The following is a 17,808-nucleotide window of genomic DNA, read 5'->3' on the forward strand; positions in this document are numbered from 1 at the left end:
ATTTTTTATGAGTACATATAAAAAACCTTATGTCATTGCCGAAATTGGTTGTAACCATAAAGGCGATATGGAAATAGCAAAAGAATTAATTAAAGTAGCAAAAATCTTTTGTAATGTAGATGCAGTAAAGTTTCAAAAACGACACAATAAAGAATTACTAACAGAAGCGCAATACAATGCGCCGCATCCAAATCCTGTAAACTCTTACGGTGATACTTATGGTGAACATCGCGAGTTTTTAGAATTTGATGTTAATCAGCACCAAGAGTTAAAAGAGTTTTGTGAAGATATGGGATTGGATTACTCGACATCGGTTTGGGATTTAACATCTGCAAAAGAAATTGCAGGATTACAACCAAAATTTATCAAAATACCATCTGCTTGTAATAACAACGAAAAAATGTTAACGTGGTTGTGTGAACATTATGATGGCGAGCTTCATATTTCAACAGGAATGACAACTAAAGATGAAATTGAAGATTTAGTAAATCTGTTTAAATCTCATAACCGTGCTAAGGATTTAGTCTTATATAACTGTACATCTGGTTACCCAGTTCCGTTTAAAGATGTTTGTTTGTTGGATATTAATATCCTTAAAGAAAAATACGGAGATGCTGTAAAACATATTGGGTTTTCTGGTCATCATTTAGGTATAGCAGTAGATATGGCAGCCTATACTTTAGGTGCAAATGTTATAGAACGTCATTATACATTAGATCGTACTTGGAAAGGAACAGATCATGCTGCGTCTTTAGAACCTGCAGGTTTGCGTAAGTTGTCAAGAGATTTAAAAGCAGTATATGAATCTTTGACGTATAAAACACAAGATATTTTACCAATAGAACAAGTACAACGCGATAAGTTAAAAAATCAGAAAGGATAGGTTTAGGAGTTGGAAGTTGGAAGTGTGAAGAGTGGAGTGTGAAGTTGGAAGTTGAAAGAAATGGAGAAAATAAAATAGAAGTTTTGTGAATGTATTTAAATATATCTTTTATTTCAACAAAAAACTTAATTACATTCAGGAAGTTTTATTACCCAAATATCTAATTCCTTTTAATTTTTAACTTTTCCCTAATTGCTTACAACTTTAAAAAAAACTAAACTCTAAGAATAAAGTTAAATGAGTAAAAAAGTATTTATATTTTTTCCAGATGGTGTTGGATTACGCAACTTTGCTTTTACCAACTTTAAGTCTATTGGTGAAGAGATGGGTTTTGATATTACCTATTGGAACAATACTATTTTTGATTTAGAAAAAGAATTAGGTTTTAAACAAGTCATAATTGAAAATCATCAAATACATCCATTAACACCAATATATTCTAGAGCCAGAAAACGTGCAGAATTAAACGTGTCTAGAGATAAATTTAATGATGAGGTCTATCCAACTTATAAATTTCCGTTTAGTTATAAAGGATTAAAAAACACGTTTAAAAGTTTATATACAAAGTTATTAGTAGGCTTATATTCTTCAGAAAAAGGAGTAGAAACACTAAGGGAAAAAATTAATGCTTTAGAACGAAAAAATCCTAAATATGCCTATTGTAAAGCACAATTGGAGCAACATCGTCCAGATCTTGTGTTTTGTACAACGCAACGCGCAACACAATCTATAAGTGCTTTGTTAGCAGCAAAAGATTTAGGTATACCAACTGTAGCATTTGTCTATTCATGGGATAATGTCCCTAAAGCGATGCAAGTTGTAGAAACAGATTATTATTGTGTATGGAGTGATCATATGAAGCGCGAAGTATTGCAATACTATCCTTTTGTTAAACCTGAACAAGTTTTTGTAACGGGAACGCCACAATTCGAGCCTCATTTTAATCAAGATTTAAAAGAAAGTCGCGAGGAATTTTTTAATACCTATGGTTTGGATGTAGACAAGCAATACATCTGTTATTCTGGTGATGACGAAACCACATCTCCTTTAGATCAGTACTATTTAGAAGACTTGGCTAATGCGGTACGTAGCTTAAATACAAAAGGCTATAATTTGGGAATTATTTACAGAAAATGTCCTGTAGATTTCACCAATCGTTATAATGCGGTTTTAAAAGAAAATGCAGATATAATTGAAGTTTTAGATCCAATTTGGAAACAAGTTGGTGATCAATGGAATCAAGTTTTACCAGCTCCAGAAGATTTTAAAATGCTTTATAATGTATGCGAGCATAGTGCTTTTGTGACCAATGTGTGCTCAAGTACTGTATTTGATTTTGTGGCTCATGATAAAGCATGTATTTATTATAATTATGAGCAGCCTCAATTAAAAAAAGGCATTAGAGATATTGGACAAAACTATAAATATGTTCATTTTAGAAGTATGCCTAGCGATAAAGCAGCTATATTTTGTACCGATAAAAATGAATTAGAACATCAAGTTAAACAAATTTTAGATGGTCAATTAACCAATGTTCCAGAAGGAAAAGCATGGTTTAAAATTATTGTTGGGCCAACACCAACCAAAGCCTCTAAACAAATTTGGGATGTAATCACAAATCTATTAGAATGAAAAACATATTAAAAGAAAATTATATAAGACTATCGTTTCTTTTTATTATTGTACTAAGTCTTATTTCTATGTGCAGGTCGTTGTTGGTGCCTTTAGTAAACGATGAGATTACTTACTTTAAAATAGCTAGCAATATTTTAAAAGGAAAATATTATTATACAGATTATCCATCTACAGTTACACCAGTAATATCTTTTGTAACCGCCTTTTTTAATAGTTTTTTATCACAACCTTATAGTCTAGTATTTCATAAAATATTTAATATTTTACTATATGGATTTGGATTAAAATACCTCTATTTATTACTAAAATCACAAAAACTAGATCACACTATTGCTTTGTTAATAGTTGTATTAACAGTAGTTAATCCAATTTCTGTGTCTTGGTTTTCTACAATGTATCCAGAAGCTATATTGTTTTTTAGTTTTTGGGGATTTATGTATTATATGACAAAAGAATTTTCAGAAAATACGATAATAAAACTACTTTTCTTCTTTACCGTAATGTGTCTTACAAGATACGTTTACAGTGTGATAGGTTTAGTTTTATTAATTAGATTTTATAATGATTTAAAAGATAATTTTAACTCACGAATATGGATAATAACTAAATATTCGATATTTTTTCTAATACCTGTAGTGATTTGGATAAAATATATGGTGAATGTAGAAACAAATCAACTATCAGGAATAAGTTACTTTAATCGTTTTAAAACAGAAAATCCTTTGCTATATAACATAAAGTGCGGATTAGGTTTGGAGAAGCATTATTTAGTAGATAAAGTAAATGGTTTACCAGCATTTGTGTCACTATTTGTGCCTATTACTGGTATTAGAAGTTTTTTAATTAGTAGTGTCTTATTTGTTGTTTTTTTAATTGGTTTTATTAAAAAAGGAAATACTAAAGCTTTAAAAATTGTTTTACTGTCATGTATCCTTGTTATGCTTGGGTTTGTTTTTGCAGGAACAGGTTTTAGTAGATATTGGCTTGTATTATTACCAATTTATTTTTTAGGATTTTATTATTTTTCTAAGCTTATTGGTATAAATGATAAATGGTTTATTTTAATTAGTCAATGTATATCTGTAATCTATATAATTAATGAATTTAGAGTTGATTATTTAGTAATATCCAAATTGTATGAGTAGTGATAAAACATATAGTTTAATTATTTACATGCCTGCTTTAAATGAAGCAGCATCTATTTTAAATGTATTAAAGTCCTTACCAAAAAAAATTAAGGGAATTTCTACCATTCAATATTTAGTAGTAGATGATGGTAGTACAGATAATACTGCAGAAATTGCAAAATCTTTTGGAGCAAACGTTATATCGCATTCTTATAATAGAGGTGTTGGAAAAGCGTTTCAAACAGCAGTTGATTTTGCATTAAAAACTCAAGCCGATATTTTAGTTAGTATAGATGCAGATGGTCAATTTGATGTTAATCAAATTACTAACATGATTAATCCTATTATAACAAATCAAGCCGATTTTTGTATAGGTAATAGGTTTTATAATAAACGACCAGATAAAATGCCTAAAGTAAAATATTGGGGAAACAAAAGAGTAAATAGTATAGTTAGTCTGGTAGGAAAAACAAAAATAGAAGATGCTTCTTGTGGTTTTAGAGCCTATTCCAAGGACTGTTTACTTAATTTAAACCTGCAAGGTGATTTTACCTATACTCATGAAACCATTTTGGACTTATTAAATAAAGGTTTCAATATAAATCAAATCCCTGTAAAGGTTAAATATTTTGAAGATAGAGTATCTAGAGTAGCTAATAGTTTAGTACAATATGCAGTAAAAACATCTTTAATAATATTTAAATGTTTAAAAGATTATAGACCATTACGTTTTTTCTTAAGTATAGCACTTTTTGTTTTAGTCTTAGGGTTATTATTAGGTGGTTTTGTATTTATACATTGGTTAAATAAAGGCATGATAACGCCATATAAAAGCATAGGTTTTATTGCGCTGGCGCTATGTGGTATGTCTGTATTTATAGCAACATTAGCTTTTGTAGCCGATATGCTAAATAGGATAAGAGATAACCAAGAGAAAATTCTGGTACTACTAAAAAAAGACCATTTTAATTCAAAATAAAAAGGTATTAGTTTATTTAAGATGAAAAATATTTTTATTGTATCTACAGGTAGAACAGGAACACAATTTCTTGCTCATTTTTTTTCAGAAAAAATAAATAACGTAAAATCTGTTCATGAACCATTTCCTTCAAGACGATTTAGAATTCTTTCTAATATGTATAGAGAAGGAAAAGTAGGAAAACAAACATTAAAAACAATTTTTAAATGGTCAAGAAAAGATTTATTCAAAACAAAAAATCAAGATTATAATTTTTATATAGAAAGTAATAACTTTCTATATGGGTATTCAGGAGTAATAAATGAAATGATTAAGGATGCAAAAATCATTCACATTGTTAGAGATCCTAGAGATTACATAAAATCGCATTTAAATCATGGTGTATTTAAAGGAAAAAAGCTTTTAGCTAAAAAATATTTACCCTATTGGTTTATGGATGTTACTAAAGAAGTTACAACCAATAAAAAACTAAATCAATACGAAATACTTGCAGCAAGATGGGTGATTGTAAATAAATTTATTGAAGATTCTTGTAAAGAAAACCCAAATTATAAAATGTTTAAATACGAAGATATTTTTGGGCCTAATAAAAATGACTATTTATATGAAATGGCAAGTTTTATGGGTTTACCTGCAGATCAAATAGTCTTTAGTGAAAACTATGAAAAATTAAATGTGGGTAAAAAAAATATTGCAAAAACATGGAATTCTTGGCCAGAAGAAGACCTAAAAAAAATATATAATATTTGTGGAGATTTAATGAAGCAATATAATTACGAGTTTTAAACAAGTAAATATGAACAATAAAGAGACCTTTAATAATTCGTTTTTAAAAAAATATCATTTTTTAGAATACATCTTTTTCTTTATTAGATTTTTATTTTATAGAAAATCTGAAGGAATAGCTATGGTTTATTTATTGTACTTTTTTATTCCTCAAAAAATTTTTAGAATAAATGGTTTTGTGGAATGGCCAGTCCATTTTACAAGTAGAGTACTATTTAGAAAAAATATAAAAGTTGGTAAAAGAACTGCTCCTGGTATGAATGCAGGTTGCTACATTCAAGCAAAAAACGGAATTCAAATAGGAAGTAATTTAAGAATGGGTCCTAATGTTGGACTTGTTTCTGCTAACCATGACGAAGACGATTATGATAATTGGGTTAAAAAAGATCCGATTAAAATAGGTAATAATGTCTGGTTAGGTATGGGAGTAGTTGTTTTACCAGGTGTAACTATTGGTGATAATGTAATTATTGCAGCAAATTCTGTTGTTAATAAAGATATTCCTTCAAATGTGATTGCAGGTGGCATACCATGTAAAATAATAAAAGATAAACCTGCTTATAAAGGAAAAAATTATGAACTTGATTAAGAACATTAATTTTTTTAAACTCTCGGTTTATATTTCAATATCTTTTTTGTTGTTGTTTTTATATAAATCAGATTATTTAGTCATTCCCAATATCTTAAATATATATAGGTTTATAATTTCATTTATCTTTTTATTTTTAGGCTTTATCTTCTCATGTGAAAATTGGCGTGTTGTTTTAAAACAAGATAAAGTTGTAGAGTTATCAGTTAAAGAAGGTATTATTTCCAATGGGCTATCAATTTTCACAAAGTATATTCCAGGAAAAGTCTTGACAGTGTTTTCTAGAGCTTTATATGTTCAAAAAAAGTATAATTTCCCAATAAAGAAGCTAGCTTTCGAATCTCTAAAAACTCAATTAATATCACTTTGGGTTGGATTGATAATTGGTATTTACATTTTTTTTCAAGTAGAGTTAAGTCTATCTTTAAACATTGTAGTATTTGTATTTATTATATTTTTCTCATTATTTCTTTTTTCAAAATACTTTAAACATAAACTAGTAGCGTTAGTAAATAAATTTTTAAAAAAAGACATAGATTATCCAGTACTTACCTTTAAAGAAGCATTAAAACTACTACCTAGTTTTTTTATTAATTGGGTTTTCTGGTGTTTAGGTTTTTATTTTTTAAGTTCATCTATTATAGCGTATGATGTACCATTATCTGTAGGATTTAGTTTTGCATTAGCATGCGTTGTTGCGGTATTAGCATTAATAGCTCCTGGAGGAATTGGTGTAAGAGAAGGCGTATTAATTACAATATTAATTGGGATAGGTTTAGAAAAGCAAGACGCAATATCTATATCGGTTATAAGTAGATTATGGTTTTTAGTAGGCGAAGTATTTATTTTTATATTGGCTTCAATTTTAAGTATAACAGATAAAGATAAAAAGACAGAAAGAAAATGACGATAGGTTTTATAACATCAGAATATCCTTATACTGAAGTTTCTCATACTAAAGGTAATACAACACGCATAAAAAAAATAGTAGTGACTTTAGTAAAACAAAGTATTAAAGTAGTTCAATTTTTATATCAAATAGAAAAGAATAATCTCTTAGGATATTTGGATAAATGTGGTCCAAAAGGAAACAAATTTGTAATTGAAAAACTAACTTTACAAACTTCTAACGTTAATAATAAACAATACACTTTATTAAGATAAAAATCTACAAGTAGTATATTAAACCGAAATTAAAAACACCATGTACTTTCCTGAACTTAATAGAAATGAGCAAAATAGCCTGAAAATGTCTTCTGCATTTTTATTAGGACTTTTTAGGAGAATTTTCTTAAAAAGAAAAAGGAAAGTTTTTATAATTGGGTTTCATAAAACAGGAACATCTACCTTAGGTAAAGCATTACAAATATTAGGTTATACCGTTTGTGGAAGCTTAAAAGAAGCCTATGATTATGATTTAAATAAAGATGTAAAATCTTATATTTTAGAAAAGGCTAAACCATTACTAAATACTTATGATTCTTTTCAAGATACACCTTGGTTTTTAATTTATAAAGAGCTTTATCAACTTTACCCAGATGCTTATTTTATATTAACAAAAAGATCAGAAAAACACTGGATTAAAAGTGTACAGAAGCATTTTGGTGACCAAAAATTTAAATACCATGATTACATTTATGGTACAAACAATTCTATTAAAGACGAAAGCATTTATTTAAAACGATACCAAAACCATAATTTAGAGGTTGAATTATTTTTTGAAGGAAAATCAAATTTTTTAATATTTGATATAGAAAACAGTAATTGGGAGACATTAGTATCTTTTTTAGGAGCACGCAAACCTCTTGTTGCATTTCCTCATGCAAATAAGGCAGGAAATAATTTATTATTAAAAACAAAAGTAAAAAGCTTAATTAAGCAATTATATTATAAGAAGTAATGCATGTAGGTTTAATAACATCCGAATATCCACATCCAGAAGTCAATCATGCAGCAGGTATAGCTACAAGTATAAAAAACCTAGCTGTAACCTTGGTAAAGCAAAATGTAAAAGTAACGGTATTTGTATATCATCAATCTAAGGATACTATTATAGAGTCTGAAGGTGTTACTTTACATTTAATAAAAAAGAAACACTTTTCATTTTTTACTTGGTATCGTTATAGAAAACTTTTAAATACATATGTAAATTCTATTGTAGCAAAAGAGCAAATAGATATTATTGAAGCACCAGATTGGACAGGAATTACTGCATTTATGCGATTTAAAGTGCCTTTAGTAATTCGATTTCATGGTAGCGACGCCTATTTTTGTAAGCTAGAAAACAGAAAACAAAAATTTAAAAATTTTGTATTTGAGAAATTAGCATTAAAAAAAGCCAAAGCTTACATCGCGCCAACAACTTATGCAGGAGAAGAAACAGCTAAAATATTTGGGTTAAACCGAAACAAAATAAAAACCATTCATTATGGTTTACAATTAGAACAATTTATAAATTCTAATCCAGAAGCTTTTAAACCAAAAACCTTACTTTACATAGGGACAATTATTAGAAAAAAAGGAGTTTTAGAATTAGCCGAGGTTTTTAATAAGTTAGTGCAAAAAGAACCAGAAGCACAATTAATTTTAATTGGTGGCGATTCTAATGATATACAAACAGGCTCAACTTCAACCTATCAATTAATGCAAAATATCTTCTCAGATCAAGCTAAATTAAAGGTTAATTATTTAGGAAAGCTTCCGTATTCAGAAGTGCAAACTCACATTAAAAATGCTCATGTTTGTACATTTCCTAGTTTTGCTGAAACTTTGGGTATGGTAACTATAGAAAGTATGGCACTACAAAAACCGGTAGTAAATACTAGCATAGGTTGGGCACAAGAGTTAATAGATGATGGTGAGAACGGTTTTTTAATTCATCCCAAGCAAACCGATGCGTATACAGAGCAAATCAGGACTTTATTTAATGATAAAGCATTGTGCTTAAAGTTAGGTCAAGCTGCAAGAAAAAAAGTAGAACATACTTTTGATATTGAAAACCAAGTGAAAAAGAATATAGACTATTATCAAAACTTGATATCATGATTTATTTAATTCACAATAATAAACATGTAGTCCAAGTTTTAGATATACATTTTAATCCTATACATGTAGACTTTACGTCTAGTCAACTAACAACACAATTATTTGAAATTGCGGCGCTTTATCCTAAACAATTAGTAGCTTGGTGTTATGTAGAGTTAAAACCATTTTTAAATCCTGAAGGGTTTAAAAAGGTGTTTCATCATGAAAAAATAATGGCTAGTTTTAATCCTACATCTCAAAATTATCTTTCCAATGCACTTGGTTATGCAGATCGAAACTATTTTTATAATGTAAATAAAACTGTAAATTATCCAACTTGGTTAATGTCTAGTTTGGTTGGCGGTATACACGCATCTGTACTCAATTCAGTTAAAGCCAACATTGATATATCAAGCAGCTTTAATTATTTTTTATTAAGCTTAGCAAAGCATGGTATGCCTCAAGGTTTATTTTGTTATTCGTCACCAGAGTTACTAAAAGAAAACGTATCGATAAACTATAAACCAGAAGTTGCCTCTACAAGTACTTTGTATCAATTTGTAAAGCAACATTATAAATGGGTTTGGGTTTATTTTTTAACCTTAAGTTTATGTGTTTATGAAAAACGATTGCCTATTGTAGCCTTATTAAAATCTCTATTTTATAAGCAACAACATCATGATTTTAATTTAGGTAAAGTCAAAATAAATAGTTTAAAACAAGTTAACACAACGTCTACGGTAGATGTGATTATACCAACCATTGGAAGAAAAAAATATTTGTATGATGTGTTAGTAGATTTGTCTAAACAAACATTATTACCTAAAACTGTAGTCATTGTTGAACAAAATCCAGAACCAAACTCTACATCCGAATTAGATTATTTAACCACACAAGATTGGCCATTTATTATAGATCACACATTTACACATCAAACAGGTGTTTGTAATGCTAGAAATATTGCTTTGTCCAAAACACAAAGCGAATGGGTATTATTAGGTGACGACGATAATAGATTTGATGCAAATTTGATAGAAAGTTTATTAGACTCTGCAATAAATTATGGAATAAAAGCAGCGACTACAGTGTATTTGCAACCACATGAAAAACAAACTTTTATGGATACAGCTCAAACAAGTATTTTTGGAGCTGGTAATACATTAATTCATTCTAGTTTATTAAAAACAGTCAAATTTGATATGAGTTATGAATTTAATTATGGCGAAGACACAGATTTTGGAATGCAAATTAGATATCAAGGCGAAGATGTTGTGTTTTTCTCAGATATTATAATAACACATTTAAAAGCTCCGTTTGGAGGATATAGAACCAAGGTAAAACAGCTTTGGGATCATGAAGAAATACAACCAAAACCATCTCCGCCAATTTATTTATTGTACAAAACTTATTTAACCAAAAAGCAATTATTAGGCTATAAATTATTATTAGGTTTAAAAACGTATAAAAAAAGTAAGATTAAAAATCCAGTTTCTTTCATTAAGGATTTTCAAACAAAATGGAAAATAAGTGAAAAGTGGAGTCAAGCATTAGCAAAACAGAATGATTAAACTTTACACAAATACCAATTTTTTAAGTGAAACGTATCGACGTCAAGTCTTTCCGTTGCTATTTGATTTAGCATTTAAAAAAGATGAACAATTGTTAGAATACTATCAATTAGTTAATCAGGTAAAAGATGCAGATGTTGTAGTGTTTCCAATAGACTATGCACTATTTATTAAGGACAAAGATGCTACAGATGCTTTATTAAGTGAAGCAAAATTATGTGCAAAACCAATTTGGATATATACTGCTGGAGATTACGGTTTTACTAATTATATTGATAATGCTTACACATTTAGACTTGGTGGATTTAAATCTAAATTAAACAATAAAACTTTTATTTTACCATCATTTATTAATGATCCTTACACTACATTTTTAGATTCTAGATTTAAGCCAATAACTAAATCCAAACAGCCAACAATAGGATTTGTAGGTCATGCACAATTAGGATTTAAAAAATGGATTAAAGAATTTTTTAATCATTTAAAATACACAGTTAAACGTAAGTTTAAAGGATGGAAAGTAGATAAACAAGCGTTTTATCCTTCAAGTATCAAACGTGCAAGGTATTTGCAAACTTTATCAAAAAACGAATCTTTTCATTCTAATTTTATTTTAAGAAATAAATATCGCGCAGGACTACAAAATGAACAAACAAAAATAGATAGTAGTAAAGCATTTTATAATAACATAAATAATACGGCTTATACGTTTTGTATAAGAGGTGTAGGTAATTTTTCGGTACGTTTTTATGAAACGCTTGCTGTTGGTCGTATTCCCATTTTGATAGATACAGATTGTAAATTACCACTTGATCAAAGTATAGATTGGTCTAAGCATTGTTTGATTATAGACTCTAATTCTAAAATCCCAATAGCAACTCAACTATTAGAATTTCATAATTCATTAAGTGAAGAAGCATTTAAAAACATTCAGCAATCTAACAGAGAATTGTGGTTAACTATGTTAAAAAGAGAAGCCTATTTTAAGCACATACATAATCATTTTAAAACCGAATTGTTATGAGATTTTCTTTAGTGATATGTACATACATGCGTCCGCAACCTTTATTAAAATTGTTAAAATCTGTAACAACTCAAACCTTATATCCAGACGAAATTTTAATAATTGATGGATCTACAAATAATGATACCAAAACTATTTTAGAAGAAAATCCTTTTAAAAATTTAAAATATTTTAAAGTAGATGATTCGCAACGCGGATTAACTAAACAACGAAATTTTGGTGTTAATCAGGTAGGAAACACTATTGATGTGGTTTGTTTTTTAGATGACGATACTGTTTTAGAACCAGATTATTTTAAAGAAGTATTAAATACGTTTTTAAATAATCCTGAAATTATAGGTGTTGGTGGCGTTGCTGTAAATGAAAATAACTGGAAGGTTAAACAACCTAATGTAACTTATAATAAATTTAGATATTATCAATTTGATAATTACGTGGTTAAAGAAGGTTTAAGAAATGTGGTAAGAAACTATGTTGGATTACAGTCTCCTTTATTACCTGGAATACTTCCAGAATTTTCTCATGGAAGAACATGTGGTTATCCTTTAACAGGTCAGTTACATGAGGTTGATTTGTTGATAGGTATGTCTATGTCTTTCCGTAAAAGCCTATTTAAACATATAAGTTTTTCTAAATACTTTGAAGGTTATGGACTTTATGAAGATGCTGACTTTAGTTTAAGAGCTTTAAAATATGGTAAAAACTGTATAAACACAGCTGCACGCTTAGCGCATTATCATGATGCTTCCGGAAGACCAAACCAATATAAATATGGTAAAATGGTAGTTAGAAATGGCTGGTATGTTTGGCGTGTAAAAAATCCTAATCCAACCATTAAAGCAAGATTTAAATTTCATTCAACATCTTTCTTGTTAACATTAATTAGAATGACCAATGTAATTACGACTAATGAAAGACAAAAAGCTTTAACCGAAAGTTTAGGACGTGTCGTTGGTTGGTTTTCTATTATCTTTAACCCACCAAAGCAAATTTAATTTTATAACGATGCATGTGTTTGCCTTAATAGCTTCAGACTACAGAAAATACAAAAAATATGGTGGTCATTTTTTTTCAATTGTGTTTTTAACACAAGGGTTTTGGGCAATTTTTCAACACAGAATAGCACATTTTTGTTACCGATTAAAAATTCCGATAATAAAACATATTTTACTAATAATTTGTCTGTTATGGCAAAAATTAATAGAAATTATTACAGGAATTTCAATACCAAGTTCTGTACAAATAGGACATTCATTTTACATTGGTCATTTTGGAGGTATTATTATAAATGCTAAAAGTGTTATAGGTGATAATTGTAATTTGTCGCAAGGTGTAACCATTGGAGTAAGTGGTAGAGAAGCTTCAAGAGGTGTTCCTGTTATAGGAGATAATGTTTATATTGGTGCCAATGCAGTTGTAGCAGGTAAAATTACTATAGGAAACAATTGTGTAATTGCTGCAAATTCTCTAGTTGTTAATACTTTTGAAGATGGTGTTACCTTACTTGGCGTACCAGCAAAAAAAGTAAATAATAATTCTTCTAAAGGATATATATAATGAAGTTTTTAGTAGTTACAAATGCGCCTACATTATATCAAAACAAAACTTATTGTGCTTACGCACCATATGTTAGAGAAATGGATATTTGGTCTGATTATGTAGACGAATTTAAAATTTTATCACCAAATAGTTATTCTGGTAAATTGTTGATAGCGCCTTTTAAAAATCAACCAGAACTTGTAGCTGTTCCTAGCTTACAATTAACATCTATAAAACACATTATCTTAAGTGTAATAAAACTACCAATTATTATAATAGCACTGTTTAAGGCTATGATTTGGGCAGATCACATACATTTAAGATGTCCAGGTAATATTGGTTTATTAGGTTGTGTTGTTCAAATTTTTTTTCCTAAAAAAATAAAAACAGCTAAGTATGCAGGAAATTGGGATCCAAACGCTAAACAACCTTTAAGCTATCGCATTCAAAAATGGATGTTATCTAATACTTTTCTAACAAAAAATATATCTGTTTTGGTTTATGGCAATTGGCCTAATCAATCAAAAAATATTAAACCCTTTTTTACCGCTACGTTTAATGATGCTGAAAAGGAACAGGTTAAAACAAGAGACTATTCAAAACCATTGCAATTTATGTTTGTTGGTAGTTTAGTAGAAGGCAAACGACCAATGTTTGCGATTCAATTTGTTCAACAATTAGTAAAATCGGGTACAAAAGCTACTTTAGATGTTTTTGGAGATGGTATTTTAAAAGCACAACTTCAAGACTATATTCATAAACATAATTTAGATCACGTTGTTAAATTACATGGTAATCAATCTAAAGATACGGTTAAGGCCTATTATAAAACATCTCATTTTTTGATTTTAGCTTCAAAGTCTGAAGGTTGGCCAAAAGTATTAGCAGAAGCTATGTTTTTTGGAGCAATTCCAATAGCAACCAACGTATCATGTGTAGCAGATATGTTAGGTGAAGGACAACGCGGATTATTAATAACACCAGATATAAACAATGCATTAAAGACGTTTAAATCTTATACAGAAGATCAATTTAAAAATTTGTCAATACATGCATTACATTGGTCGCAAACTTATACTTTAGATCGATTTGAAAACGAAGTGAAGGATTTGATTTTGTTTGAAGAAAGTAGAGAGTAGAGAGAAGAGGAATAAGGTATAAGGAAAAAGGAAAAAGGGATTTTTTTCTTAAAGTAGAAAGAATGATAATTGAGATAAACAGTTAATTAAAAACAATGAAAGTATTACAGTTAATAGATAGTTTAGAAACTGGCGGCGCAGAACGCGTTGCTGTTAACTTTGCTAATTCGTTATCTGAAACTGAAATTTCTTCTTACTTATGTGCAACTAGACACGAAGGCTTGCTAAAAATAGGCGTCTTAAAAACTGTAGGCTATTTATTTTTAAATAAAAAAGGAACTTTAGATCTTAAAGCTATTTTAAGATTAAGACGTTTTATTAAAAAAGAAAAGATAACTATTATCCATGCGCATTCAAGCTCATTTTTTTTAGCGACACTACTTAAGTTAACCTATCCGAAGTTAAAATTGGTTTGGCACGACCATTATGGTAAAAGTGAATTTTTATTTCAAAGACCAAAACTAGTTTTAAAACTATGTTCTTTGTTTTTTAATCATGTATTTTGTGTTAATCAGCTACTTGTACAATGGAATAAAAAGCATCTGTTTACAAAACACATAAGTTATCTGCCAAATTTTGCCGTAATAAATAATACACCAAAGCAAACAAATTTAAAAGGCGAAGAAGGGAAGAGAATTGTTTGTTTAGCAAATTTAAGACCTCAAAAAAATCACGAATTTTTAATACAAGCTTTTAAAGAGGTTTTAAATACATATCCTGATTGGACTTTACATTTGGTAGGGAAAGATTTTAAAGATTTGTATTCAGAAAAACTAAAAAGTTTAATAAAGACATTAGATATTGAAGAACATGTGTTTATATACGGAAGTTGTCCTGATACATCACAAATAATTAAACAAGCAACACTTACAGTATTGCCATCAATATCCGAAGGATTACCATTAGCATTATTAGAATACGGTTTAATGGCTAAACCAACAATAGCAACAAACGTTGGTCAATGTCAAGAAGTTATAATTAATAATCAAACCGGTATTTTAATAGCCTCTAACGACTTAGAAGCCTTTATTAATGCTATTAAAACCTTAATTCGTGATCAAGATAAAGCTTCTAAATATTCAAATCAACTATTAGAGCATGTCACAATGCATTTTTCTCAAACTTCAATTATTAATCAAATATTAAAGGTTTATCGTAGATTTGCCTAGCATATGGATAAAAATTATTTAAAAATAATTGGCTTACATGTTCTTATAGGACTTTTAATATTTCAATTTAAAATATTAGGAGAACTGTATTTTTATGGTATAATAGTTTACTTTTTTTTTAAGATTATCTCTGCAAAACCAAGTATTAAGCCAATAATTATATTTCAGGCTTGTGGTTATGTTATTTCTTCAGAAATAATTCTAAGAATGACAGGTAGTGGTTTGTTTTATGAATCTAGTAAATATTTACTCATCCTGCTTTCAGTTCTAGGATTAATCTATAACGGTTTTAATAAAAAAGCTGCACCATATATTTTTTATATAATATTATTAATTCCAAGTGTATATATATCACTCTATTCTTTAGATGTTAGTGTTAATATTAGAAAAGCTATTGCATTTAATTTAAGTGGTCCAGTGACTTTAGGTATAATTGCTTTATTTGCTTACAATATAAAAGTGAATAAAGAACAATTGTTATCTATTATTAATAATATGATATATCCAATTGTTAGTCTTGCAATCTATATATTTATATATAATCCGGATGTATCAAGTGTGTCCACTGGAACTGGTTCTAACTTTGCAGCTTCAGGAGGATTTGGGCCTAATCAAGTATCTACAATTTTAGGTTTAGGGTTTTTCTTAATGACTGTTAGATATTTTTATTTTAGTAAAACCAAGATATTACGATTAGTAGATTTAGGATTTATATTATTAATTGCTTTTAGAGCAATTGTAACCTTTAGTCGTGGTGGCGTATTTACTGCGATAATTATGATAGGTGTTTTTTTATTTTTTGTTTACAAACAATCTGAACAAACAAAAAAGAAACAAATAAAAATATCAATGATCTTATTTTTTATGGTAGGATCTATAACATGGATATTGTCTGCTTTGCAAACCAACGGAATGATTGAAAAGCGTTATGCTAACCAAAATGCTATTGGTTTAGAGAAAGAAGATATTTCTACTGGAAGAACAGATTTATTTGTAGAAGAATTTAATTATTTTCTAAACAATCCGTTTTTAGGAATAGGAGTAGGACGAGTCAAGGATTTAAGATTTCAAACTACTGGTATACATGCTGCAACGCACAACGAAATGAGTAGAATTATAGCCGAACATGGACTATTAGGTATTTTTGCGTTTTTGATCCTCTTATTAACGCCTTTATTATTCAGACTCAAAGATAGGAGCAATGTGTTGTTTTTCTCTTTTTATTTATTTTGGTTTCTTACCATAAACCACTCGTCTATGCGTATTGCTGCACCTGCGTTTATTTATGCATTAAGTTTAATTCATATTAAAAATGAAATACCTAGTTTACATAGGGAACAAATTACAAAGTAAAGGGAATACCGTAACTACTATAGATACTTTGGGCAAGCAATTGGAAACTTTAGGGTTTCAATTAAGTTACGCTTCGACAAAAAAAAATATAGTACTTAGACTTTTTGATATGCTTTGGACTGTTTATAAACATCGTAAGCAAGCAGATTATATTTTGATAGATACTTATAGTACTTTAAACTTTTATTATGCTTTTGCGGTAAGCAAGTTATGCAGGATTTTAGGTTTAAAATATATTCCAATATTACATGGCGGTAATTTACCAAACCGACTACAAAATAATCCTAAACTAAGTGCACTAATCTTTAAAAATGCTTATAAAAATGTTTCGCCTTCAAAATATATTCAACATCATTTTAAATTAAAACAGTTGGATTGTATGGTTATTCCAAATAGTATAGATCTTCATCTATATAAATTTAAAAACCGAAGTCCAATCTCTTCAATACATCTACTTTGGGTTAGATCTTTTGCTAGTATTTATAATCCTAAATTAGCTGTAGATGTTTTAAAAGCTTTAAAATTAAAAGGAATTATTGCCAGTTTGTGTATGGTAGGACCAGAAAAGGATGGAAGTTTAGAAGACACCAAACTTTATGCTAATAAAATTGGTGTTGAGGTAACATTTACTGGTGGATTAAGTAAAAAGGATTGGATAGCGTTATCTAAAGATTATAATGTCTTTATAAACACTACAAATTTTGATAATATGCCTGTAAGTGTTATAGAAGCTATGGCATTAGGATTACCTGTAGTTAGTACAAATGTTGGAGGATTACCTTACTTAATAGACAACAATACAGATGGTTTATTAGTTCAAGAAAAAACTGTAGAGCCATTTGTAAATGCAATTATTAATTTAAAAGAAAACCAAGCTTTAATTGACAATCTTACCTTAAACGCACGTAAAAAAGCCGAATCGTTTGGATGGGAAACGGTTAAAAAGCAATGGATGGACTTATTAAATTAAATGTTAGTTAAATTGTAGTAATA

The 17,808-nt window shown here is 28.7% G+C and carries 18 protein-coding genes; all 18 read left to right on the forward strand.

The window, feature by feature from the left end; all coding sequences use genetic code 11:
* Positions 1-7: 7 nt before the first annotated feature.
* The 18 genes from IFB02_RS10115 to IFB02_RS10200 all read left to right on the forward strand — a co-directional run bounded on the left by IFB02_RS10115 (position 8) and on the right by IFB02_RS10200 (position 17,785).
* Positions 8-883 carry an N-acetylneuraminate synthase family protein gene (locus tag IFB02_RS10115; RefSeq protein WP_106687252.1) on the forward strand — a complete coding sequence of 292 codons (876 nt, stop codon included), beginning with the start codon at positions 8-10 and terminating at the stop codon, positions 881-883.
* 237 nt (positions 884-1,120) lie between these two features.
* Complete coding sequence (locus IFB02_RS10120; protein ID WP_106687253.1) at positions 1,121-2,515, forward strand: glycosyltransferase family protein; 1,395 nt, start codon at positions 1,121-1,123, stop codon at positions 2,513-2,515.
* A complete protein-coding gene (locus tag IFB02_RS10125) occupies positions 2,512-3,663 on the forward strand; it encodes a hypothetical protein (RefSeq protein ID WP_106687254.1) in 1,152 nt (383 codons plus the stop codon). The genes IFB02_RS10120 and IFB02_RS10125 overlap by 4 nt, the downstream gene beginning before the upstream one ends.
* Positions 3,656-4,624 carry a glycosyltransferase family 2 protein gene (locus tag IFB02_RS10130; protein ID WP_106687255.1) on the forward strand — a complete coding sequence of 323 codons (969 nt, stop codon included), beginning with the start codon at positions 3,656-3,658 and terminating at the stop codon, positions 4,622-4,624. The genes IFB02_RS10125 and IFB02_RS10130 overlap by 8 nt, the downstream gene beginning before the upstream one ends.
* A 21-nt stretch (positions 4,625-4,645) precedes the next feature.
* Entirely contained in the window at positions 4,646-5,410 is a 765-nt protein-coding gene (locus IFB02_RS10135) for a sulfotransferase domain-containing protein (RefSeq protein ID WP_106687256.1), read from the forward strand.
* Between the two features lie 10 nt (positions 5,411-5,420).
* Entirely contained in the window at positions 5,421-5,999 is a 579-nt protein-coding gene (locus tag IFB02_RS14025; RefSeq protein ID WP_106687257.1) for an acyltransferase, read from the forward strand.
* On the forward strand, positions 5,986-6,906 hold the full coding sequence (locus IFB02_RS10145; RefSeq protein WP_106687258.1) for a lysylphosphatidylglycerol synthase domain-containing protein: 921 nt from the start codon (positions 5,986-5,988) through the stop codon (positions 6,904-6,906). Before IFB02_RS14025 ends, IFB02_RS10145 begins: the two co-directional genes overlap by 14 nt.
* Entirely contained in the window at positions 6,903-7,163 is a 261-nt protein-coding gene (locus tag IFB02_RS10150) for a hypothetical protein (protein ID WP_106687259.1), read from the forward strand. Before IFB02_RS10145 ends, IFB02_RS10150 begins: the two co-directional genes overlap by 4 nt.
* A gap of 85 nt (positions 7,164-7,248) precedes the next feature.
* On the forward strand, positions 7,249-7,899 hold the full coding sequence (locus tag IFB02_RS10155; protein WP_106687260.1) for a sulfotransferase family protein: 651 nt from the start codon (positions 7,249-7,251) through the stop codon (positions 7,897-7,899).
* Positions 7,899-9,044 carry a glycosyltransferase family 4 protein gene (locus tag IFB02_RS10160; RefSeq protein WP_106687261.1) on the forward strand — a complete coding sequence of 382 codons (1,146 nt, stop codon included), beginning with the start codon at positions 7,899-7,901 and terminating at the stop codon, positions 9,042-9,044. The genes IFB02_RS10155 and IFB02_RS10160 overlap by 1 nt, the downstream gene beginning before the upstream one ends.
* Positions 9,041-10,591, forward strand: a complete 1,551-nt coding sequence (locus IFB02_RS10165; RefSeq protein ID WP_106687262.1) for a glycosyltransferase family 2 protein — start codon at positions 9,041-9,043, stop codon at positions 10,589-10,591. Before IFB02_RS10160 ends, IFB02_RS10165 begins: the two co-directional genes overlap by 4 nt.
* Positions 10,584-11,615, forward strand: coding sequence for a hypothetical protein (locus tag IFB02_RS10170; RefSeq protein WP_106687263.1), 1,032 nt, complete (start codon positions 10,584-10,586; stop codon positions 11,613-11,615). The genes IFB02_RS10165 and IFB02_RS10170 overlap by 8 nt, the downstream gene beginning before the upstream one ends.
* A complete protein-coding gene (locus IFB02_RS10175) occupies positions 11,612-12,610 on the forward strand; it encodes a glycosyltransferase family 2 protein (protein ID WP_106687264.1) in 999 nt (332 codons plus the stop codon). The genes IFB02_RS10170 and IFB02_RS10175 overlap by 4 nt, the downstream gene beginning before the upstream one ends.
* Before the next feature lie 10 nt (positions 12,611-12,620).
* Positions 12,621-13,172: a serine O-acetyltransferase gene (locus IFB02_RS10180; RefSeq protein WP_106687265.1), complete on the forward strand. Its 552-nt coding sequence runs from the start codon at positions 12,621-12,623 to the stop codon at positions 13,170-13,172.
* Positions 13,172-14,293: a glycosyltransferase gene (locus IFB02_RS10185; protein WP_106687266.1), complete on the forward strand. Its 1,122-nt coding sequence runs from the start codon at positions 13,172-13,174 to the stop codon at positions 14,291-14,293. The genes IFB02_RS10180 and IFB02_RS10185 overlap by 1 nt, the downstream gene beginning before the upstream one ends.
* Positions 14,294-14,388: 95 nt before the next feature.
* The gene (locus IFB02_RS10190; RefSeq protein WP_106687267.1) at positions 14,389-15,462 is read left to right on the forward strand and encodes a glycosyltransferase; all 1,074 of its coding nucleotides are present in this window, start codon (positions 14,389-14,391) and stop codon (positions 15,460-15,462) included.
* A gap of 3 nt (positions 15,463-15,465) precedes the next feature.
* Complete coding sequence (locus tag IFB02_RS10195; protein WP_106687268.1) at positions 15,466-16,815, forward strand: O-antigen ligase family protein; 1,350 nt, start codon at positions 15,466-15,468, stop codon at positions 16,813-16,815.
* Complete coding sequence (locus IFB02_RS10200) at positions 16,775-17,785, forward strand: glycosyltransferase family 4 protein (RefSeq protein ID WP_106687269.1); 1,011 nt, start codon at positions 16,775-16,777, stop codon at positions 17,783-17,785. The genes IFB02_RS10195 and IFB02_RS10200 overlap by 41 nt, the downstream gene beginning before the upstream one ends.
* Positions 17,786-17,808 lie beyond the last annotated feature (23 nt).

It is taken from the genome of Mesoflavibacter profundi (assembly GCF_014764305.1).
GTDB classification, from domain to species: domain Bacteria; phylum Bacteroidota; class Bacteroidia; order Flavobacteriales; family Flavobacteriaceae; genus Mesoflavibacter; species Mesoflavibacter profundi.